Source organism: Burkholderia sp. PR2 (genome assembly GCF_052372875.1).
GTDB lineage: Bacteria > Pseudomonadota > Gammaproteobacteria > Burkholderiales > Burkholderiaceae > Burkholderia > Burkholderia diffusa.
The window spans coordinates 330,130-345,644 of record NZ_JBQRWH010000004.1 but is presented as its reverse complement, the minus strand read 5'-3'; the positions used below and the strand labels follow the sequence as shown (position 1 = coordinate 345,644).

The window sequence follows — 15,515 nt, the reverse complement described above, 5'->3', positions numbered from 1 at the left end:
CCGTTCGGAAGTTAGAGGCTGCCCTTCGTCGACGGAATCTGCCCCGCCGCACGCTCGTCGAGCTCCACCGCCCCACGCAGCGCCCGGCCGAAGGCCTTGAACACCGTTTCGAGCTGGTGGTGCGCGTTGATTCCGCGCAGGTTGTCGATGTGCAGCGTGACGCCCGCGTGGTTCACGAACCCGCGGAAGAATTCGATGGACAGGTCGACGTCGAACGTGCCGATCCGCGCACGCGTGAACGGCACGTGGAATTCAAGACCCGGCCGGCCCGAGAAGTCGATCACGACGCGCGACAGCGCCTCGTCGAGCGGCACGTACGAATGGCCGTAGCGGCGGATGCCCTTCTTGTCGCCGATCGCCTTCGCGACAGCCTGACCGAGCGTGATGCCGACGTCCTCGACCGTGTGGTGGTCGTCGATATGGGTATCGCCATGCGCTTCGACCTCGAGATCGATCAGACCATGTCGCGCGATCTGGTCGAGCATATGGTCGAGAAACGGCACGCCGGTGGCCAGCTTCTGCCGGCCCGTCCCGTCGAGATCGAGCTTCACACGGATCTGCGTTTCGCTGGTATTGCGAACGACTTCCGCCACACGCATGGCAATTCCTTGAATGAGTCTGATGTAAATGGGGATTGATCGTCTCGCGCCGCCGTGCCTTGGGCTCAACCGGGCAGCGCGAGTTTCAAAGCAGCCAGCAGGCGCGCGTTTTCGTCGGGAGAACCGACGGTCAGCCGCACGCATTCGGACAGCAACGGATGCATTTTACTCACGTTTTTGACCAGCACCCGCTCCGTGAGCAGCGCATCGAACACGGCGGCCGCGTCCGGCACGCGCACCAGCAGGAAATTGCCGGCGCTCGGGAACACCGTCGCACCCGGCAGCGCGGCCACGGCCTGCGCGAGGCGCGTGCGTTCCGCACGCAGTTCAGCCGCCTGCGCGTCGAGCACGTCGAGGTGGTCGAGCAGGAAATCGGCGGTCGCCTGGGTCAGCACGTTGATGTTGTACGGCGGGCGCACCTTGTCGAACTCGGTCAGCCACGCCGGCAGGCCGGCGAGATAGCCGAGGCGGATCCCCGCGAGGCCGAGCTTCGACACCGTGCGCATCACGACGACATTGTCGAACTCGGCGGCACGCGGCAGCCACGAGCGCTCCGCGAACGGCTGGTACGCCTCGTCGATCACGATCAGGCTGTGCCGCGCGGCCGCGATGATCCGCTCGACGTCGCCTTCGTCGTACAGCGTGCCGGTCGGGTTGTTCGGGTAAGCGAGGTAGACGAGCGCGGGCCGATGCTCGGCGATCGCCGCGATCATCGCGTCGGCGTCGAGCGTCAGGTCGGCCTTGAGCGGCACGCCGACGAATTCGAGCTGCGCGAACTTCGCCGACAACTCGTACATCACGAAGCCCGGCACCGGTGCGAGCACCTTCGCGCCCGGCTTCGCACATGCCACCGACATCATGCTGATGATTTCGTCCGAGCCGTTGCCGAGCAGCACGTCGCATGCGGCCGGCACGCCCATCGCACGGCGCAGCTTGTCGAGCAGCGCGCCCGGGCGCGGCGCCGGGTAGCGGTTCAGCGCGATCTGCGCGAGGCGTTCGCCGAGCGCCGCCGCAAGCGGCGCCGGCAGCGAATACGGGTTCTCCATCGCGTCGAGCTTCACGAAGCCGCTCGCGTCGGGCACCGGGTAGCTCGTCATCGCGAGCACGTCGCGGCGGATGATGTCTTGTGGCGTCGTCATGGTCTCAAGCCGGCGTGCGTCGCGCCGGCGTCAAATGGTCGGCAGGGCGGCGGCTGCCGCCCTGCGCTGGGTCTCCTCGTCGACCGGAACCGCTGCGTCGGCATCGGCTCCGGCGCGCGTCACCCCTTCATCCGGAGCTCGGCGCTACGCGCGTGCGCCTGCAGCCCTTCGCCGTATGCGAGCTCGGAGGCGATCTCGCCCAGCGTCTGCGCACCTTCGGCGCTGACTTCGATCAGGCTCGAACGCTTGATGAAGTCGTACACGCCGAGCGGCGACGAGAAGCGCGCGGTGCGCGACGTCGGCAGCACGTGGTTCGGGCCCGCGCAGTAGTCGCCGAGGCTTTCGCTCGTGTAGCGGCCGAGGAAGATCGCGCCGGCGTGGCGGATTTGCTGGCCCCATTGCTGCGGCTCCAGCGCGGAAATCTCGAGGTGCTCCGGCGCGATGTCATTCGCGATCCGGCACGCTTCGGCCATATCGCGCACCTTGATCAGCGCGCCGCGGCCTTCCAGCGACGCGCGGATCACGTCCCGGCGCGGCATCGTCGGCAACAGCTCGTCGATCGCCTTCTCGACGCGCTCGAGGAACGCGGCGTCCGGGCACAGCAGGATCGACTGCGCGAGCTCGTCGTGTTCGGCCTGCGAGAACAGGTCCATCGCGACCCAGCTCGGATCGGTCGTGCCGTCGCACAGCACGAGGATTTCCGACGGGCCGGCGATCATGTCGATGCCGACCGTGCCGAACACGCGGCGCTTCGCCGACGCGACGTATGCATTGCCCGGCCCGCAGATCTTGTCGACCGGCGGCACCGTGGCCGTGCCGTACGCGAGCGCGCCGACCGCCTGCGCGCCGCCGATCGTGAATACGCGATCGACGCCGCCGAGCAGCGCCGCGGCGAGCACGAGGTCGTTCTTCACGCCGTCCGGGGTCGGCACGACCATCACGATCTCGCCGACGCCCGCGACGCGCGCGGGAATCGCGTTCATCAGCACCGACGACGGATAGGCGGCCTTGCCGCCCGGCACGTACAGGCCGACGCGGTCGAGTGGCGTGACCTTCTGGCCGAGCACCGTGCCGTCGCTTTCCGTGTACTGCCAGCTATGGGTGCCGCACTCGATCTTCTGTTTCTCGTGATACGCACGCACGCGCGCGGCTGCGGCTTCCAGCGCCGCGCGCGCCTTCGGCGCGAGGCCGTCGAGCGCCGTCTGCAGCGCGTCCTGCGGCAGTTCGAGCGCGGCGACGCTGCTCGCGTCCAGCCGGTCGAAGCGGTTCGTGTACTCGAGCACCGCGGCGTCGCCGCGCGACTTCACGTCGGCGAGAATCTTCGCGACCGATTGCTCGATCGCTTCGTCCTCGCTCGCCTCGAACGCGAGCACCGCACGCAGCGCGGCGTCGAAGCCCTCGCTCGTCGAATCGAGTTTGCGGATGGTGATGGCCATGGGAATTCCGTTACGGTGATGCGCTCAATTGCCATTCTGCGACGCGCGTTCGAACGCGTCGAGAATCGGCTTGAGCGCCGTGCGCTTCAACTTCAGCGCAGCCTGGTTCACGACGAGGCGCGACGAGATCGCCATGATCTCCTCGACCTCGACCAGATTGTTCGCCTTCAGCGTGCCGCCCGAACTGACGAGGTCGACGATCGCGTCGGCCAGCCCGACCAGCGGCGCCAGCTCCATCGAGCCGTACAGCTTGATCAGGTCGACGTGCACGCCTTTCGCGGCGAAGTGTTCGCGTGCCGTTTCGACGTATTTGGTCGCGACCCGCAGGCGCGCGCCCTGGCGCACCGCGTTCGCATAGTCGAAACCGGCCGGCACGGCCACCGACATCCGGCAGCGCGCAATGTTCAGGTCGATCGGCTGGTACAGACCCGAGCCGCCGTGCTCGACCAGCACGTCCTTGCCCGCCACGCCGAAATCGGCCGCGCCGTATTCGACGTAGGTCGGCACGTCGCTGGCGCGCACGATGATCACGCGTAGGTTCGGATCGGTCGTCGGCAGGATCAGCTTGCGCGACGTTTCCGGATCCTCGGCCACCTGTACGCCGGCGGCCGCCAGCAGCGGCAGGGTTTCCTCGAAAATCCGGCCCTTCGACAGGGCGAGGGTCAGCGGCGCGGTCATGCTTGGCTCCCGGAGAGGCGGCGCACGTTCGCGCCGACGGCGGTCAGTTTGGTTTCCATGCGGTCGTAGCCGCGGTCCAGGTGATAGATGCGGTCGACGAGCGTTTCGCCTTCGGCCCGCAGCCCGGCGATCACGAGGCTCGCCGAGGCGCGCAGGTCGGTCGCCATCACGTTCGCGCCGGACAGCTTGTCGACGCCGGTCACGAGCGCCGTGTTGCCGTCGATCGTGATGTTCGCGCCGAGCCGGTTCAGCTCCTGCACGTGCATGAAGCGGTTCTCGAAAATGGTCTCGACAACCTGCGCGGTGCCCGTCGCGACCGAATTGAGGGCCATGAACTGCGCCTGCATGTCGGTCGGGAACGCCGGGTATTCCGACGTGCGGATCGTCACCGCCGACGGGCGGCGGTCCATCGTCACGCGCAGCCAGCTGTCGCCTTCCTCGATCGACACGCCGGCCTCGCGCAGCTTGTCGATCACCGCGTCGAGGATGTGCGGGCGCACGCCCGTCAGCATCACGTCGCCGCCCGCCGCCGCGACCGCGCACAGGAACGTGCCGGCCTCGATGCGATCGGGAATCACAGAATGGCGTGCGCCATGCAGCCGCTCGACACCCTGGATCACGAGGCGGTCGGTGCCGATGCCGTCGATTTTCGCGCCCATCGCGACCAGCAGGTGCGCGAGATCGCTCACTTCCGGTTCGCGGGCAGCGTTCTCGATCACCGTCTCGCCGTCCGCGAGCGTCGCGGCCATCAGCAGGTTTTCCGTCCCCGTCACCGTGATCATGTCGGTCACGATGCGCGCGCCCTTCAGGCGCTTCGCGCGCGCCTCGATGAAGCCGTGCTCGATGCTGATCTCGGCGCCCATCGCCTGCAGGCCCTTGATGTGCTGGTCGACCGGACGCGCGCCGATCGCGCAGCCGCCCGGCAGCGACACCTTCGCCTCGCCGAAGCGCGCGAGCAGCGGCCCGAGCACGAGAATCGACGCGCGCATCGTCTTCACGAGTTCGTACGGCGCCACGAGGTTGTCGACGCGCGACGCATCGAGCTGCACGCGGCAGCCGTCGGTCTCGCTCTTCACGCCCATCTGGTTCAGCACCTTCAGCGTGGTGCGCACGTCCTTCAGGTTCGGCACGTTGTCGAGTTCGACCGGCTCGGCGCTGAGCAGCCCCGCGCACAGGATCGGCAGCGCGGCGTTCTTCGCGCCCGACACGACGATCTCGCCCGACAACCGGTGACCGCCTTCGATCACCAGCTTGTCCATCCCATGTCCCTGCGATTCCCCGTTGGCGGCCGGGTGTGCCGTGGCGACGCTCTGGACGGCGTCGCACTCGTTGACGGTGACTTGCACTCAGTGGTTCCGGTTATGCGTTCTGCCATTCGGCGGGCGTCAGCGTCTTCATGCTGAGCGCGTGAATTTCCTGCTTCATGCGATCGCCGAGCGCCGCATAAACGAGCTGGTGCCGCTGGATCGGCCGCTTGCCTTCGAAGGCCGCCGACACGATCGTCGCGAAGAAATGCTGGCCGTCGCCTTCGACTTCCAGATGGGTGCAGGCGAGACCGCCGGCAATGTATTGCTTGACCTGTTCGGGAGTCGGCAACATGAGAGGCTCCTGTCGGCGCGCGCCGCCCGTGGCGGCCGCCACCGTCGATATCAATGACGCAGTTTGTAGCCGGTCGCGAGCAGCCGCATCGCGAACATCGCGAGCAGCACGAAGAAACCGGTGACGATCGCGAGGCTCGCGAGCGGGTTGATGTCGGACGCGCCGAAGAACCCGTAACGGAAGCCGTCGATCATGTAGAAAAACGGATTGAGACGCGAGATCTCGCGCCACACGGGCGGCAGCGAGTGCGTCGAATAGAACACGCCGGACAGGAACGTCAGCGGCATGATCAGAAAGTTCTGGAACGCGGCGAGCTGGTCGAACTTCTCGGCCCAGATCCCGGCGATCAGCCCGAGCGTGCCGAGGATCGCCGAGCCGAGCAGCGCGAACGCGATGATGAACAACGGCGCCGCGAAATGCATCGGGACAAACCAGATCGTCACGACGAATACGCCCGCGCCGACCGCGAGCCCGCGCACGACGGACGCGAGCACGTACGCGCCGAAGATGTCGCGGTACGACAGCGGCGGCAGCAGCATGAACACGAGGTTGCCGGTGATCTTCGACTGGATCAGCGACGACGAGCTGTTCGCGAACGCGTTCTGCAGCACGCTCATCATCACGAGACCCGGCACGAGAAAGCTCACGTACTCGACGCCCGGATACACCTCGACGCGGCCCGACAGCGCGTGGCCGAAGATCGTCAGATACAGCAGCGCCGTCACGATCGGCGCGCACACCGTCTGGAACGACACCTTCCAGAAGCGCAGCAGTTCCTTGTAGAACAGCGTTTGAAAGCCGCTTCCCGGCACTCGCCGGGCCGCCCCAATAGTGGCGGGCGCCCCCTCGGGGGGCAGCGAACGAAGTTCGCGTGGGGATTGTTGATTCATGCCAGACCCTCGATCACCTCGGCCCCGTTCATCACCTGGACGAACACATCCTCGAGGTCGGCCTTGCGGACCTCGATCTCGTCGAACGTGCAGCCCGCCGCGCGGCATTGCGCGAGGATCCGCTCGACATCGTCGTAGCTCGTCAGGCGCAGCAGGTGCTCGCCCGGCGCGCGGGCGGCCGGGTCGGACTCCAGCCCGCGCAGCTCGGACGGCAGCGCGCCAGTCCCCAGGCGCAGGTACAGCTGCAGCCCGGCGAAGCGGCGCAGCAGCGCGTCGGTGCGATCGAGCGCAACGACTTCGCCACGGCGCAGCATCGCGATGCGGTCGCACAGCGACTCGGCTTCCTCGAGGTAATGGGTGGTCAGCACGATCGTGTGGCCCTCGCGGTTCAGGCGCGAGATGAACTTCCACAGCGTCTGGCGCAATTCGACGTCGACGCCGGCGGTCGGTTCGTCGAGCACGATCACGGGCGGCCGGTGCACGAGCGCCTGCGCGACCAGCACGCGGCGCTTCATCCCGCCCGACAGCGCGCGCATGTTCGCGTCGGCCTTCTCGGTGAGGTCGAGATTGGCCATCACTTCGTCGATCCAGTCGTCGTTGCGGCGCAGCCCGAAATAGCCGGACTGGATCCGCAGCGTCTCGCGGACGGTGAAGAACGGGTCGAACACGAGTTCCTGCGGCACGACGCCGAGCGCGCGGCGCGCATCGCGGAAGTCCTTGACGACGTCGTGGCCGCGCACCGAGATACTGCCTTCATCGGCCCGGGCAAGCCCGGCGAGGATACTGATGAGCGTGGTCTTGCCTGCGCCGTTCGGGCCGAGCAGACCGAAAAACTCGCCTTCCTCGACCGACAGGCTGACGCCCTTGAGCGCCTGAAGCGATTTGTAGCGCTTCTTGACGTGACGGATTTCTATGGCTGACATGACTGTGCGCGGCGCAAGGGCCGCGACGCCTATTCTGTGCTTGCTGCGAAAGAAAATGGGGGCCGGACGCCGATTGGCTGCCCCGCAAAACGCTTGATTATAGGGCAAACCGGCTGGTGGGGCCGGCGCAGGAGGCGCGCGGCCTGAAGCGTGCGCGCGCCGGCTGGCGCGGCAGGCTTCGGTCGGGCAGGGTCAATGTCGCCCGGTGCCGTCGATGAGGGCGTCGACGCCATAGGCGCGCGCGAGGCTGGCGAGCTTCTGCGGGAGATTGAGGATGTCGAGGGTCGCGCCGCGCGCTTCGGCGGCACGTTGCCATGCGAGCAGCACGGCGAGCGCGGACGAGTCGAACTGCGTCAGCGCCGTGCAATCGACGGCGGTCGCGCCGGCGCCGATGCGCGCAAGACCGTCCGCGAGCGCGGACTTCGCGCTCGCGACGGTCAGCGAAGAGCCTGCTTCGAAGCCGCTCACGACGCCTGCTTGCCGGAGGCAAGTTGCTGGTTGCGCTGCGTCAGGAACTGGATCAGGCCGTCCACGCCGCTTTGCTGGATCTTCTCGTTGAACTGCTGCTGGTACGTCTGGATCAGCCACGCGCCGAGCACGTTCAGGTCATAGACCTTCCAGCCATTCGCCGACTTGTACAAGCGATAGTCGATCTGGACCGGCTGACCGTTGTTCATCGCGACCGTCTTCACCACCACGTCGGTGTCGGCCGGATCGGCGCGGAACGGCGGGTACTGGATCTGCTGGTCCGGCTTCAACTGCGCGAGCGCGCCCGAATACGTGCGGATCAGCAGCAGCTTGAACTGCTCCTGAACCTGTTGCTGCTGTTCGGCCGATGCCGTGCGCCAGTTGCGGCCCATCGCGAGCTGCGTGGTACGGCGGAAATCCGTGTACGGCAGGATGTCCTTGTTGACGATCGTAATGATGCGGTTGGTGTCGCCCTGCTTGATCGTCTGCTGCTTGACTTCGTCGAGCACCTGCTGCGTCGCCGTCTTGATCAGCGCCTGCGGGTTCGACTGGTCGACTTGCGCGTGAGCTGCGCTGCCGAACGAGAACAGCGCCGCGAAAACGGGGATCAGGAACAGTTTTTTCATCATAGTGACCTGCATGAAGAGTCGATGCGAAGGTTGGAGCCGGTAGCTTACGCGCAAGTTCGCATGCGCTACCGACTGAATCGTTTCCGGCTGTAACGAATGTAAGTTGGTCAGTGCAGCTTGATGCTCGGGAAACGAATCCCGCCCGGTGCGGGCGGCGTCATCTGCATTGCCGGCACGTTCGTCGCGCTGGCCGGGTTCGGTGCTTCGGCACTGCCCGACGCCGGTACGGCAACGGCCGCGCCCGATGCGCCGGCCGGTGCCGCGCCATCGTCCGGCAAGTCGTACTTCGGCAGCGCATCGTTGCTCGACGCCGTCGAGGCCTCGCCGCGCGCGTTGTCGATCAGCATCTGGCGGCGCTGCAGGTAGGCGTTGCGCACGAACGAATACTTGTCGAGCGCCGCGGCATCAAGCACGTCGCCCGCGCCGAGCAGGTTCGCACGCGTGTTGACGAGGTTCACGCCGAACAGGCCCCAGCTCAGGCCGTCCGGCTTCACGTAGGTGAGCGGATTGCCCACGTAGTCGACGCCGAGGCCTGCCGTGTCGCGCAGTGTGCTCGGGCCGAGCAGCGGCAGCACGAGATACGGGCCCGACGGCATGCCGTAGCGGCCCATCGTGATCCCGAAATCGGCCGTGTGCTTCGGCAGTTTCGCAATCGTCGCGACGTCGAACAGGCCGCCGACGCCGAACACCGTGTTGATCACGACGCGCATGATGTCGCCGACGCCGTCCGCGATTCGCAACTGCACGATGTTGTTCGCGGCGATGTAGACGTCGCCGATGTTCGAGAAGAAGTTCGTCACGCTGTCGCGCACCGGCTGCGGCACCACGTACTGGTAGCCCTTCGCGACCGGTTTCAGCGCGTACGTGTCGACCGTGTCGTTGAACTTGTACATCGACCGGTTGAAGCCTTCGAGCGGATCGCCCTTGGTCGGCGTCTGCACGGTCGCGCAACCGCTCAACGCGGCGACTGCCGCCACCGCGAGCGCGGCGTGCCTGATGCGGATCGTCTGCATGGTCATTCCCTCTTGTCTTTCTCTCGTGTGGTTATTGGGCAGCCGAGCCGGACACCGCGGAGGCCGGCACCGCGACCGGCGCGGGTGCCGCCGGCGCGGCCGAGGCCCCGGATGCCGGTTTCGCGCCGCCCGCGTCGGCTGCCTTGCTGTACAGGAACTGGCCGATCAGGTTCTCGAGCACGATCGCCGACTGCGTCATCGTGATCGTATCGCCCTCCTTCAGCATTTCGGTGTCGCCGCCCGGATCGAGGCCGATGTACTGCTCGCCGAGCAGGCCCGACGTCAGGATCTTCGCCGACGAATCCTTCGGGAACGGATACTGACCGTCGATATCGATCGTCACCAGCGCCTGATAGGTGTTGGTGTCGAAGCCGACCGACTTCACGCGGCCGACCACGACGCCCGCGCTCTTCACGGCGGCGCGCGGCTTCAGTCCGCCGATGTTGTCGAATTTCATCCTCACCGAGTAGGTCGGCTGAAACGACAGCGAGCTCATGTTGCCGACCTTGAGCGCCAGGAATAGCACCGCAAGGAAGCCCACCACCACGAACAGGCCGACCCAGAAGTCGAGAGCAGTCTTTTTCATCGTCATCCCAAAATTTGGCTTGGCTGAGGCTCAGCTGAACATCAGCGCGGTCAGCAGGAAATCGAGGCCGAGTACGGCGAGCGACGCGAACACGACCGTCTTGGTCGTCGCGCGCGACACGCCCTCGGGCGTGGGCTTCGCTTCATACCCCTGAAACAGTGCAATGAAGGTCACGGCGAACCCGAACACGATGCTCTTGATCACGCCGTTGCCGACGTCGGCCCACACCTCGACCCCGCCCTGCATCTGCGACCAGAACGCGCCCGGATCGACGCCGATCAGCACGACACCGACGAAATAGCCGCCGAGCACGCCGACCGCGTTGAAGATCGCGGCGAGCAGCGGCATCGCGATGATGCCGGCCCACATGCGCGGCGCGATCACCGTCTTGATCGGATCGACTGCCATCATCTCGAGCGCCGTGAGCTGCTCGCCGGCCTTCATCAGGCCGATCTCGGCGGTGAGCGACGTGCCGGCGCGGCCCGCGAACAGCAGCGCGGTCACGACCGGGCCGAGCTCGCGCACCAGCGACAGCGCGACCAGCAGGCCGAGCGCCTGCTCGGACCCATAGCGATTCAGCGTGTAATAGCCCTGCAAGCCGAGCACGAAGCCGACGAACAGGCCCGACACGGCAATGATCACGAACGAATAGTTGCCGAGAAAGTGGATCTGCTTGGTGACCAGCCGCGGCCGGCGCAGCAGCGGGAAGAATTCCAGCACGAGGCGCACGAACAGCCGCGTGCCGTAGCCCGCGCGCTCGAGGCCGCCGATGACGTAACGTCCGATCGCGCTGATCATGCGCGCCCTCCGCCGAGCCCGAAATCCGCAGCCAGCGGCGGGCTCGTGTAATGAAATTTGAACGGGCCGTCCGGCGCGCCGTCGATGAACTGGCGCACGCTCGGGTCGGTCGACGCACGCAGCTCGTCGGGCGTCCCCTGCGCGAGCACGCCACCATTGGCCAGAAAATACACGTAGTCGGCGATCGCGAACGATTCCGGCACGTCGTGCGTGACGAGGATCGACGTCGCGCCGAGTGCCTCGTTCAGCGTGCGGATCAGGTTCGCCGTGATGCCGAGCGAGATCGGATCGAGGCCCGCGAACGGTTCGTCGTACATGATGAGCTGCGGGTCGAGCGCGATCGCGCGCGCGAGCGCGATGCGACGCGCCATCCCGCCGGACACCTCGGACGGCATCAGGTCACGCGCGCCGCGCAGACCGACCGCGTTGAGCTTCATCAGCACCAGGTCGCGGATCAGGTCTTCGGGCAGGTCGGTGTGTTCGCGCAACGCGAACGCGACGTTCTCGAACACCGACATGTCGGTGAACAGCGCGCCGAACTGGAACAGCATGCCCATCTTGCGGCGCAGCGCGTACAGGCCGTCGCGCGTCTGCGCGCCGACGTCGGCGCCGTCGAACAGCACCTGGCCGCGGCGTGCGCGCACCAGTCCGCCGATCAGGCGCAGCACGGTCGTCTTGCCGCAACCCGACCCGCCCATGACGGCGACGACCTGGCCGCGCCCGAAGCGCATGTTCAGGTTCGACAGGACGAGGCGGTCGCCATAGCCAAAGTCGACGTCGCGAAGTTCCAGCAATGTCTCGGTAGGAGTGGGGCTCACGGAGCTGACAGTCCTTTTACGCAGAACGCCGAATTATAGGGCCTGCATTGGAATGATGTCGTGACGCCGTTCCGGGCCCTGCGGTCAATGATTGTCAAATTGTCGGGCAAAACATTGCTGCAACGCAACAATCGCCGCCCGATAATCGTCTGCGCCCGTGACCGCACTGACCACCGCGACGCTGCCGACGCCCGTCGCCAGCACGTCCGGCAACGCGTCGAGCCCCACGCCGCCGATCGCGACGAGCGGCGAGCGCGCGCCGGCGAAGCGCGCATAGCGGGCAATCCGCGCGAGGCCCTGTGGCGGCGCCGCGACGGCCTTGGTCGCGGTCGTGTACACGGGGCCGAGCGCCAGATAGCTCGGGCGCTCGTGCAACGCGCGCAACATCTCGTAATAACCATGGCTCGAAAGTCCGAGCCGCAGGCCCGCGCGCGCGATCGCGGCCAGATCGGCCGTTTCGAGGTCCTCCTGACCCAGATGTACGCCGTACGCGCCCTCTTCTATCGCGATCTGCCAGTGATCGTTGATGAACACGCGTGCATCGGGATAGCGGCGCCCTGCCGCGACCGCACGTGCGACTTCCCGGCGCAACGCGTCCGGGTTCGCGCCTTTCACGCGCAGCTGCACGGTTCGCGCGCCGCACTCGAGCACGCGTTCGACCCATTCGGCGTCGGGGACGACCGGATAGAGGCCGAGTTGCTTGGGGCACGGCGGGAATGCGGGCTCGGGTGCCGCGGCCAGGCCGGCGACGCGCGGGAACCGCGCGGCATCGATCGGCCACGCATCGGTCCCGCGCGTTTCGTCGCCGTCGCCCCACGCCAGCGCGAGCACGAGCGCGTCGATCGGCGCGAAACCGCAATCGAGGAACGCCGCGAGCGCCGCGATCCAGTCGTCGGCGAGCGGATGCGCGGCTTCCAGCGCGTAGCGCACGCCTGCGGCGTGCAGCACCGCGCCGTGCTCGCCGAACTCGATCGCGACCGCGTCCGACGACGCGGGGCGCGATGCGGCCGACGCGCGCGCCTGCGCGGCACGATCGCCGGCCGACACGATCAGCACGTCGCCGGCGGCCGGCACGTCGGGCGCCGCGACGCACAGCCGCCACGCCGCCGTGCCGGTCGGCCAGTCGCCCAGGCGGGCGCGAATCCGCTCGGCCGCTTCGGCCAGCTCGTCGGCCGGCGGCCAGAAGGCATCGGCGAAGCGCGCACTCATGCGCCGCCCCCGTCCTGGTGCCAGAACGGCATGCCGACGACCGGCGTGCTCGCGTGCGCGGTCTCGCGCGCATCCATCGGCCCGGCGAGATAGGCCGCACGGCCGGCCTCGACGCCTTGCGCGAACGCACGCGCCATGATTTCCGGATGCGTGGCCTGCGACACGGCCGTGTTCAGCAGCACGCCGTCGAAACCCCACTCCATCACCTGGCACGCGTGCGACGGCACGCCGAGCCCGGCGTCGACGATCAGCGGCACGTCCGGCAGCCGCTCGCGCAGCACGCGCAGCCCGTACGGATTCACGACGCCCTTGCCGGTGCCGATCGGCGCGCCCCACGGCATCAGGGCCTCGCAGCCGACGTCAAGCAGACGCCGGCCGATCACGAGATCCTCGGTGCAGTACGGCAACACCTTGAAGCCGTCCTTGACCAGTTGCGCGGCCGCCTCGATCAGCCCGATCGGGTCGGGCTGCAGCGTGTAGTCGTCGCCGATCAGCTCGAGCTTGATCCAGTCGGTATCGAAAACCTCGCGCGCCATGTGCGCGGTCGTCACCGCCTCGGCGACGGTCTGGCAGCCGGCCGTGTTCGGCAGCAGCGGCACCGAGTGACGCTTGAGCAGATCGAAAAAGCCGGCCTCTGCGGTACCGCCGGTCATCTGGCGGCGCAGCGCGACCGTCACCATCCCGGGGCGCGACGCGGCGATCGAATCGGACAGCGACTGCAGCGACGGGTAGCGCGACGTGCCGAGCAACACGCGGCTTGCGAAGGTTTCACCGTACAGCGTCAGCGCGTCGGCGGAAGTGAGGGGCGTCATGTCGTTTTCCTGGAAGAGCAGAGGGCGAACCGGCGGCGCTCAGCCGCCCGCGACGGGGTGCACGACGTCGAGCTTGTCGCCCGTCGCGAGCGCGCGCGCCGCATGCTGCGTGCGCGCGACGAAATTGCCGTTCAGCGCAACCGCGTACGGCGGACGCGCGCCGTACGCGGCGAGCGCGTCGGCCACCGTTGCGCCGTCGGGCAGGGTCAGCGTCTGTTGGTTGATCTGGATATCCATGAGTCTTGGTCGAATTCGGTCGGCGGCGCGCATCAGGCCGGCTGGCGCGCGTCGTCGCGGTGATGGAGGAGCGTCGGCCAGCGCGCGGCATCGCGCCACGCGGCGAACGCGTCGGCATCGGCGAACGCGCCGCCGAGCGCGGCTTGCGCGAACGCAGCCGCCGCATGCGCGACTTCCGGCGCGATCATGAAGCCGTGCCGGTACAGGCCGTTGACGGCCAGCGTCGTCGCGCCGTCCCAGATCACCGCCGGACGGTGATCGGGCAGCGTCGGGCGGCATTGCGCGTTCAGTTCGAGGATGCGCGCCTCGCCGAACGCCGGGTGCACGGAAAACGCCGCGCTCAGCAGTTCGAGCGCCGAGCGCACGCTGACGGGCGACATGTCCTCGCCCTCCACTTCGGTCGCGCCGATCACGTACAGGTCGTCCTGTTTCGGCGCGATGTACAGCGGATAGCGCGGATGCAGCAGCCGCACGGGCCGCGTAAGCCCGATGCCTGGTGCGCACACGCGCGCGACTTCGCCGCGGATGCCCCGCAGCGCGGGAAGCGCGGATTTCGCGCCGAGCCCGCGGCAATCGATCGTGAAATGCGCGTCGGGCCGGTTCGCGTCGTCGATCGTCGCGTGCCAGTGCAACTCGACGCCGCGTTGCGCGAGGCCCGCCGCGAGTGCGCGCAGCGCCTGCCGGTTGTCGAGCTGCCCTTCGCGCGGCAGCATCAGGCCGCGCGCAAAGCGCCCCGCGAGCGCGGGCTCGGCCGCGTCGACCTGCGCGCCGGCCAGCGCGACGAAGCCACCGTCGAACAGTTCGGCCGGCGCGTTCGCGCGCACGCGCCGCTCGAACAGCGGCGCCTCGGCGCGATCCGCTTGATGCCAGACGACGAGCGTGCCGTGCTGCTGGAAGAACACCGGTTCGGGCAGTTCCGCGAGCCATTGCGGCCAGCGCGCGAGCGATGCCGCGCCGAGCTCGGTGATCAGCAGCTCGGCGCTGGCCGCCTCGGCGAGCGGCGCGAGCATCGCGGCCGCGATCCACGCGGCCGACTGCTCGCCGTCCGGGCCGCCGCACTCGTACAGCGCGACGCGATGCCCGTCGCCCGCAAGCCGCCACGCGATCAGACGGCCGACGAGGCCGCCGCCGAGTACCGCGAAATCGGGCCGGGAAGCGTGGAGGTTCATCGCGCGCCCTCCCCGCGAACAGCACTATCGCGTGCGACGAACGTCGACGCGCATGCACCGTCCCGTGCGGACGCACGCGACAGCGGATCGGGAACAGCGCAAAAGACTGAAGATTGAGCGGTCATCATTCCTTCCGTAACGCGCGACGCGCGTACCCAAAAGGACGAAACCGGCAGCAAAGGCCGGCCGGGCGGGACTCGGGCGCTGACCATGTGGGATGGCAGCCAGCGCGGCCCGGCGGGATCAGAAACTTCCCTCGCCGGTATTACCCGGATCGGGTGCGAAGGGTCTTTCTCAGCCTCGCCGCGTCGCCCGGAACTGTCCGTCGGCCGCGCTCGAAGCACCCCTGTTTCGTCGTCGGCCATTAGACCATAAAAGCGGAAAGCGCCGCAAACTGTCCCCTTGCGGCAAATTCGCCGTCGCGCCGCGCCGCTCTGGCACAATGCCCGCAGGCCGGCCGCGCGAGCGGCCGGTTGCCGCGTCACCGCCGGCCTTAAGTGCCGTTTAAGACG

Annotated in this window: 18 protein-coding genes and 1 riboswitch; all 18 genes read right to left on the bottom strand. The window is 67.8% G+C overall.

Going from position 1 to position 15,515, the window contains the following annotated elements:
- Positions 1-11 precede the first annotated feature (11 nt).
- The gene (gene hisB, locus ACT2FV_RS18775; RefSeq protein ID WP_059599816.1) at positions 12-599 is read right to left on the bottom strand and encodes an imidazoleglycerol-phosphate dehydratase HisB; all 588 of its coding nucleotides are present in this window, start codon (positions 597-599) and stop codon (positions 12-14) included.
- Between the two features lie 65 nt (positions 600-664).
- The gene (gene hisC / locus ACT2FV_RS18770; RefSeq protein WP_444504585.1) at positions 665-1,738 is read right to left on the bottom strand and encodes a histidinol-phosphate transaminase; all 1,074 of its coding nucleotides are present in this window, start codon (positions 1,736-1,738) and stop codon (positions 665-667) included.
- A 119-nt stretch (positions 1,739-1,857) separates the two neighbouring features.
- Entirely contained in the window at positions 1,858-3,174 is a 1,317-nt protein-coding gene (gene hisD / locus ACT2FV_RS18765; protein WP_059599814.1) for a histidinol dehydrogenase, read from the bottom strand.
- Positions 3,175-3,198: 24 nt separating this feature from the next.
- On the bottom strand, positions 3,199-3,852 hold the full coding sequence (gene hisG / locus ACT2FV_RS18760) for an ATP phosphoribosyltransferase (protein ID WP_059599813.1): 654 nt from the start codon (positions 3,850-3,852) through the stop codon (positions 3,199-3,201).
- Positions 3,849-5,198: a UDP-N-acetylglucosamine 1-carboxyvinyltransferase gene (gene murA / locus ACT2FV_RS18755; RefSeq protein WP_444504584.1), complete on the bottom strand. Its 1,350-nt coding sequence runs from the start codon at positions 5,196-5,198 to the stop codon at positions 3,849-3,851. Before murA ends, hisG begins: the two co-directional genes overlap by 4 nt.
- A 13-nt stretch (positions 5,199-5,211) precedes the next feature.
- The gene (locus ACT2FV_RS18750) at positions 5,212-5,451 is read right to left on the bottom strand and encodes a BolA family protein (protein ID WP_006477131.1); all 240 of its coding nucleotides are present in this window, start codon (positions 5,449-5,451) and stop codon (positions 5,212-5,214) included.
- A 50-nt stretch (positions 5,452-5,501) separates the two neighbouring features.
- Positions 5,502-6,341 carry an ABC transporter permease gene (locus ACT2FV_RS18745; RefSeq protein WP_226118283.1) on the bottom strand — a complete coding sequence of 280 codons (840 nt, stop codon included), beginning with the start codon at positions 6,339-6,341 and terminating at the stop codon, positions 5,502-5,504.
- The gene (locus ACT2FV_RS18740) at positions 6,338-7,264 is read right to left on the bottom strand and encodes an ABC transporter ATP-binding protein (RefSeq protein WP_175816781.1); all 927 of its coding nucleotides are present in this window, start codon (positions 7,262-7,264) and stop codon (positions 6,338-6,340) included. Before ACT2FV_RS18740 ends, ACT2FV_RS18745 begins: the two co-directional genes overlap by 4 nt.
- Before the next feature lie 192 nt (positions 7,265-7,456).
- Positions 7,457-7,732 (bottom strand): STAS domain-containing protein, encoded by a 276-nt coding sequence (locus ACT2FV_RS18735; protein WP_124904013.1) that lies wholly within the window; start codon positions 7,730-7,732, stop codon positions 7,457-7,459.
- Positions 7,729-8,358, bottom strand: coding sequence for an MlaC/ttg2D family ABC transporter substrate-binding protein (locus ACT2FV_RS18730; RefSeq protein WP_151048130.1), 630 nt, complete (start codon positions 8,356-8,358; stop codon positions 7,729-7,731). Before ACT2FV_RS18730 ends, ACT2FV_RS18735 begins: the two co-directional genes overlap by 4 nt.
- A 110-nt stretch (positions 8,359-8,468) precedes the next feature.
- A complete protein-coding gene (locus ACT2FV_RS18725) occupies positions 8,469-9,374 on the bottom strand; it encodes an MlaA family lipoprotein (protein WP_151048146.1) in 906 nt (301 codons plus the stop codon).
- Between the two features lie 31 nt (positions 9,375-9,405).
- Complete coding sequence (mlaD, locus tag ACT2FV_RS18720; RefSeq protein ID WP_151048129.1) at positions 9,406-9,966, bottom strand: outer membrane lipid asymmetry maintenance protein MlaD; 561 nt, start codon at positions 9,964-9,966, stop codon at positions 9,406-9,408.
- Between the two features lie 24 nt (positions 9,967-9,990).
- On the bottom strand, positions 9,991-10,758 hold the full coding sequence (mlaE, locus tag ACT2FV_RS18715; protein WP_059599807.1) for a lipid asymmetry maintenance ABC transporter permease subunit MlaE: 768 nt from the start codon (positions 10,756-10,758) through the stop codon (positions 9,991-9,993).
- The gene (locus ACT2FV_RS18710; protein ID WP_059535623.1) at positions 10,755-11,576 is read right to left on the bottom strand and encodes an ABC transporter ATP-binding protein; all 822 of its coding nucleotides are present in this window, start codon (positions 11,574-11,576) and stop codon (positions 10,755-10,757) included. The genes mlaE and ACT2FV_RS18710 overlap by 4 nt, the downstream gene beginning before the upstream one ends.
- 84 nt (positions 11,577-11,660) lie before the next feature.
- Positions 11,661-12,785 (bottom strand): thiamine phosphate synthase, encoded by a 1,125-nt coding sequence (gene thiE / locus ACT2FV_RS18705; protein WP_444504583.1) that lies wholly within the window; start codon positions 12,783-12,785, stop codon positions 11,661-11,663.
- Complete coding sequence (locus tag ACT2FV_RS18700; RefSeq protein ID WP_444504582.1) at positions 12,782-13,597, bottom strand: thiazole synthase; 816 nt, start codon at positions 13,595-13,597, stop codon at positions 12,782-12,784. Before ACT2FV_RS18700 ends, thiE begins: the two co-directional genes overlap by 4 nt.
- A gap of 39 nt (positions 13,598-13,636) precedes the next feature.
- A complete protein-coding gene (gene thiS, locus ACT2FV_RS18695) occupies positions 13,637-13,834 on the bottom strand; it encodes a sulfur carrier protein ThiS (protein WP_014898319.1) in 198 nt (65 codons plus the stop codon).
- 32 nt (positions 13,835-13,866) lie between these two features.
- Positions 13,867-15,003, bottom strand: a complete 1,137-nt coding sequence (locus tag ACT2FV_RS18690) for an FAD-dependent oxidoreductase (protein ID WP_444504581.1) — start codon at positions 15,001-15,003, stop codon at positions 13,867-13,869.
- 234 nt (positions 15,004-15,237) lie between these two features.
- Positions 15,238-15,361, bottom strand: a riboswitch (TPP riboswitch).
- Positions 15,362-15,515 lie beyond the last annotated feature (154 nt).

Bases quoted from the DNA above. Each gene is read 5' to 3' on its own strand.
- hisB (WP_059599816.1), bottom strand. From the start codon at position 599: ATGCGTGTGGCGGAAGTCGTTCGCAATACCAGCGAAACGCAGATCCGT.
- hisC (WP_444504585.1), bottom strand. From the start codon at position 1,738: ATGACGACGCCACAAGACATCATCCGCCGCGACGTGCTCGCGATGACG.
- hisD (WP_059599814.1), bottom strand. From the start codon at position 3,174: ATGGCCATCACCATCCGCAAACTCGATTCGACGAGCGAGGGCTTCGAC.
- hisG (WP_059599813.1), bottom strand. From the start codon at position 3,852: ATGACCGCGCCGCTGACCCTCGCCCTGTCGAAGGGCCGGATTTTCGAG.
- ACT2FV_RS18750 (WP_006477131.1), bottom strand. From the start codon at position 5,451: ATGTTGCCGACTCCCGAACAGGTCAAGCAATACATTGCCGGCGGTCTC.
- ACT2FV_RS18745 (WP_226118283.1), bottom strand. From the start codon at position 6,341: ATGAATCAACAATCCCCACGCGAACTTCGTTCGCTGCCCCCCGAGGGG.
- ACT2FV_RS18740 (WP_175816781.1), bottom strand. From the start codon at position 7,264: ATGTCAGCCATAGAAATCCGTCACGTCAAGAAGCGCTACAAATCGCTT.
- ACT2FV_RS18730 (WP_151048130.1), bottom strand. From the start codon at position 8,358: ATGAAAAAACTGTTCCTGATCCCCGTTTTCGCGGCGCTGTTCTCGTTC.
- ACT2FV_RS18725 (WP_151048146.1), bottom strand. From the start codon at position 9,374: ATGCAGACGATCCGCATCAGGCACGCCGCGCTCGCGGTGGCGGCAGTC.
- mlaD (WP_151048129.1), bottom strand. From the start codon at position 9,966: ATGACGATGAAAAAGACTGCTCTCGACTTCTGGGTCGGCCTGTTCGTG.
- mlaE (WP_059599807.1), bottom strand. From the start codon at position 10,758: ATGATCAGCGCGATCGGACGTTACGTCATCGGCGGCCTCGAGCGCGCG.
- thiE (WP_444504583.1), bottom strand. From the start codon at position 12,785: ATGAGTGCGCGCTTCGCCGATGCCTTCTGGCCGCCGGCCGACGAGCTG.
- ACT2FV_RS18700 (WP_444504582.1), bottom strand. From the start codon at position 13,597: ATGACGCCCCTCACTTCCGCCGACGCGCTGACGCTGTACGGTGAAACC.
- thiS (WP_014898319.1), bottom strand. From the start codon at position 13,834: ATGGATATCCAGATCAACCAACAGACGCTGACCCTGCCCGACGGCGCA.
- ACT2FV_RS18690 (WP_444504581.1), bottom strand. From the start codon at position 15,003: ATGAACCTCCACGCTTCCCGGCCCGATTTCGCGGTACTCGGCGGCGGC.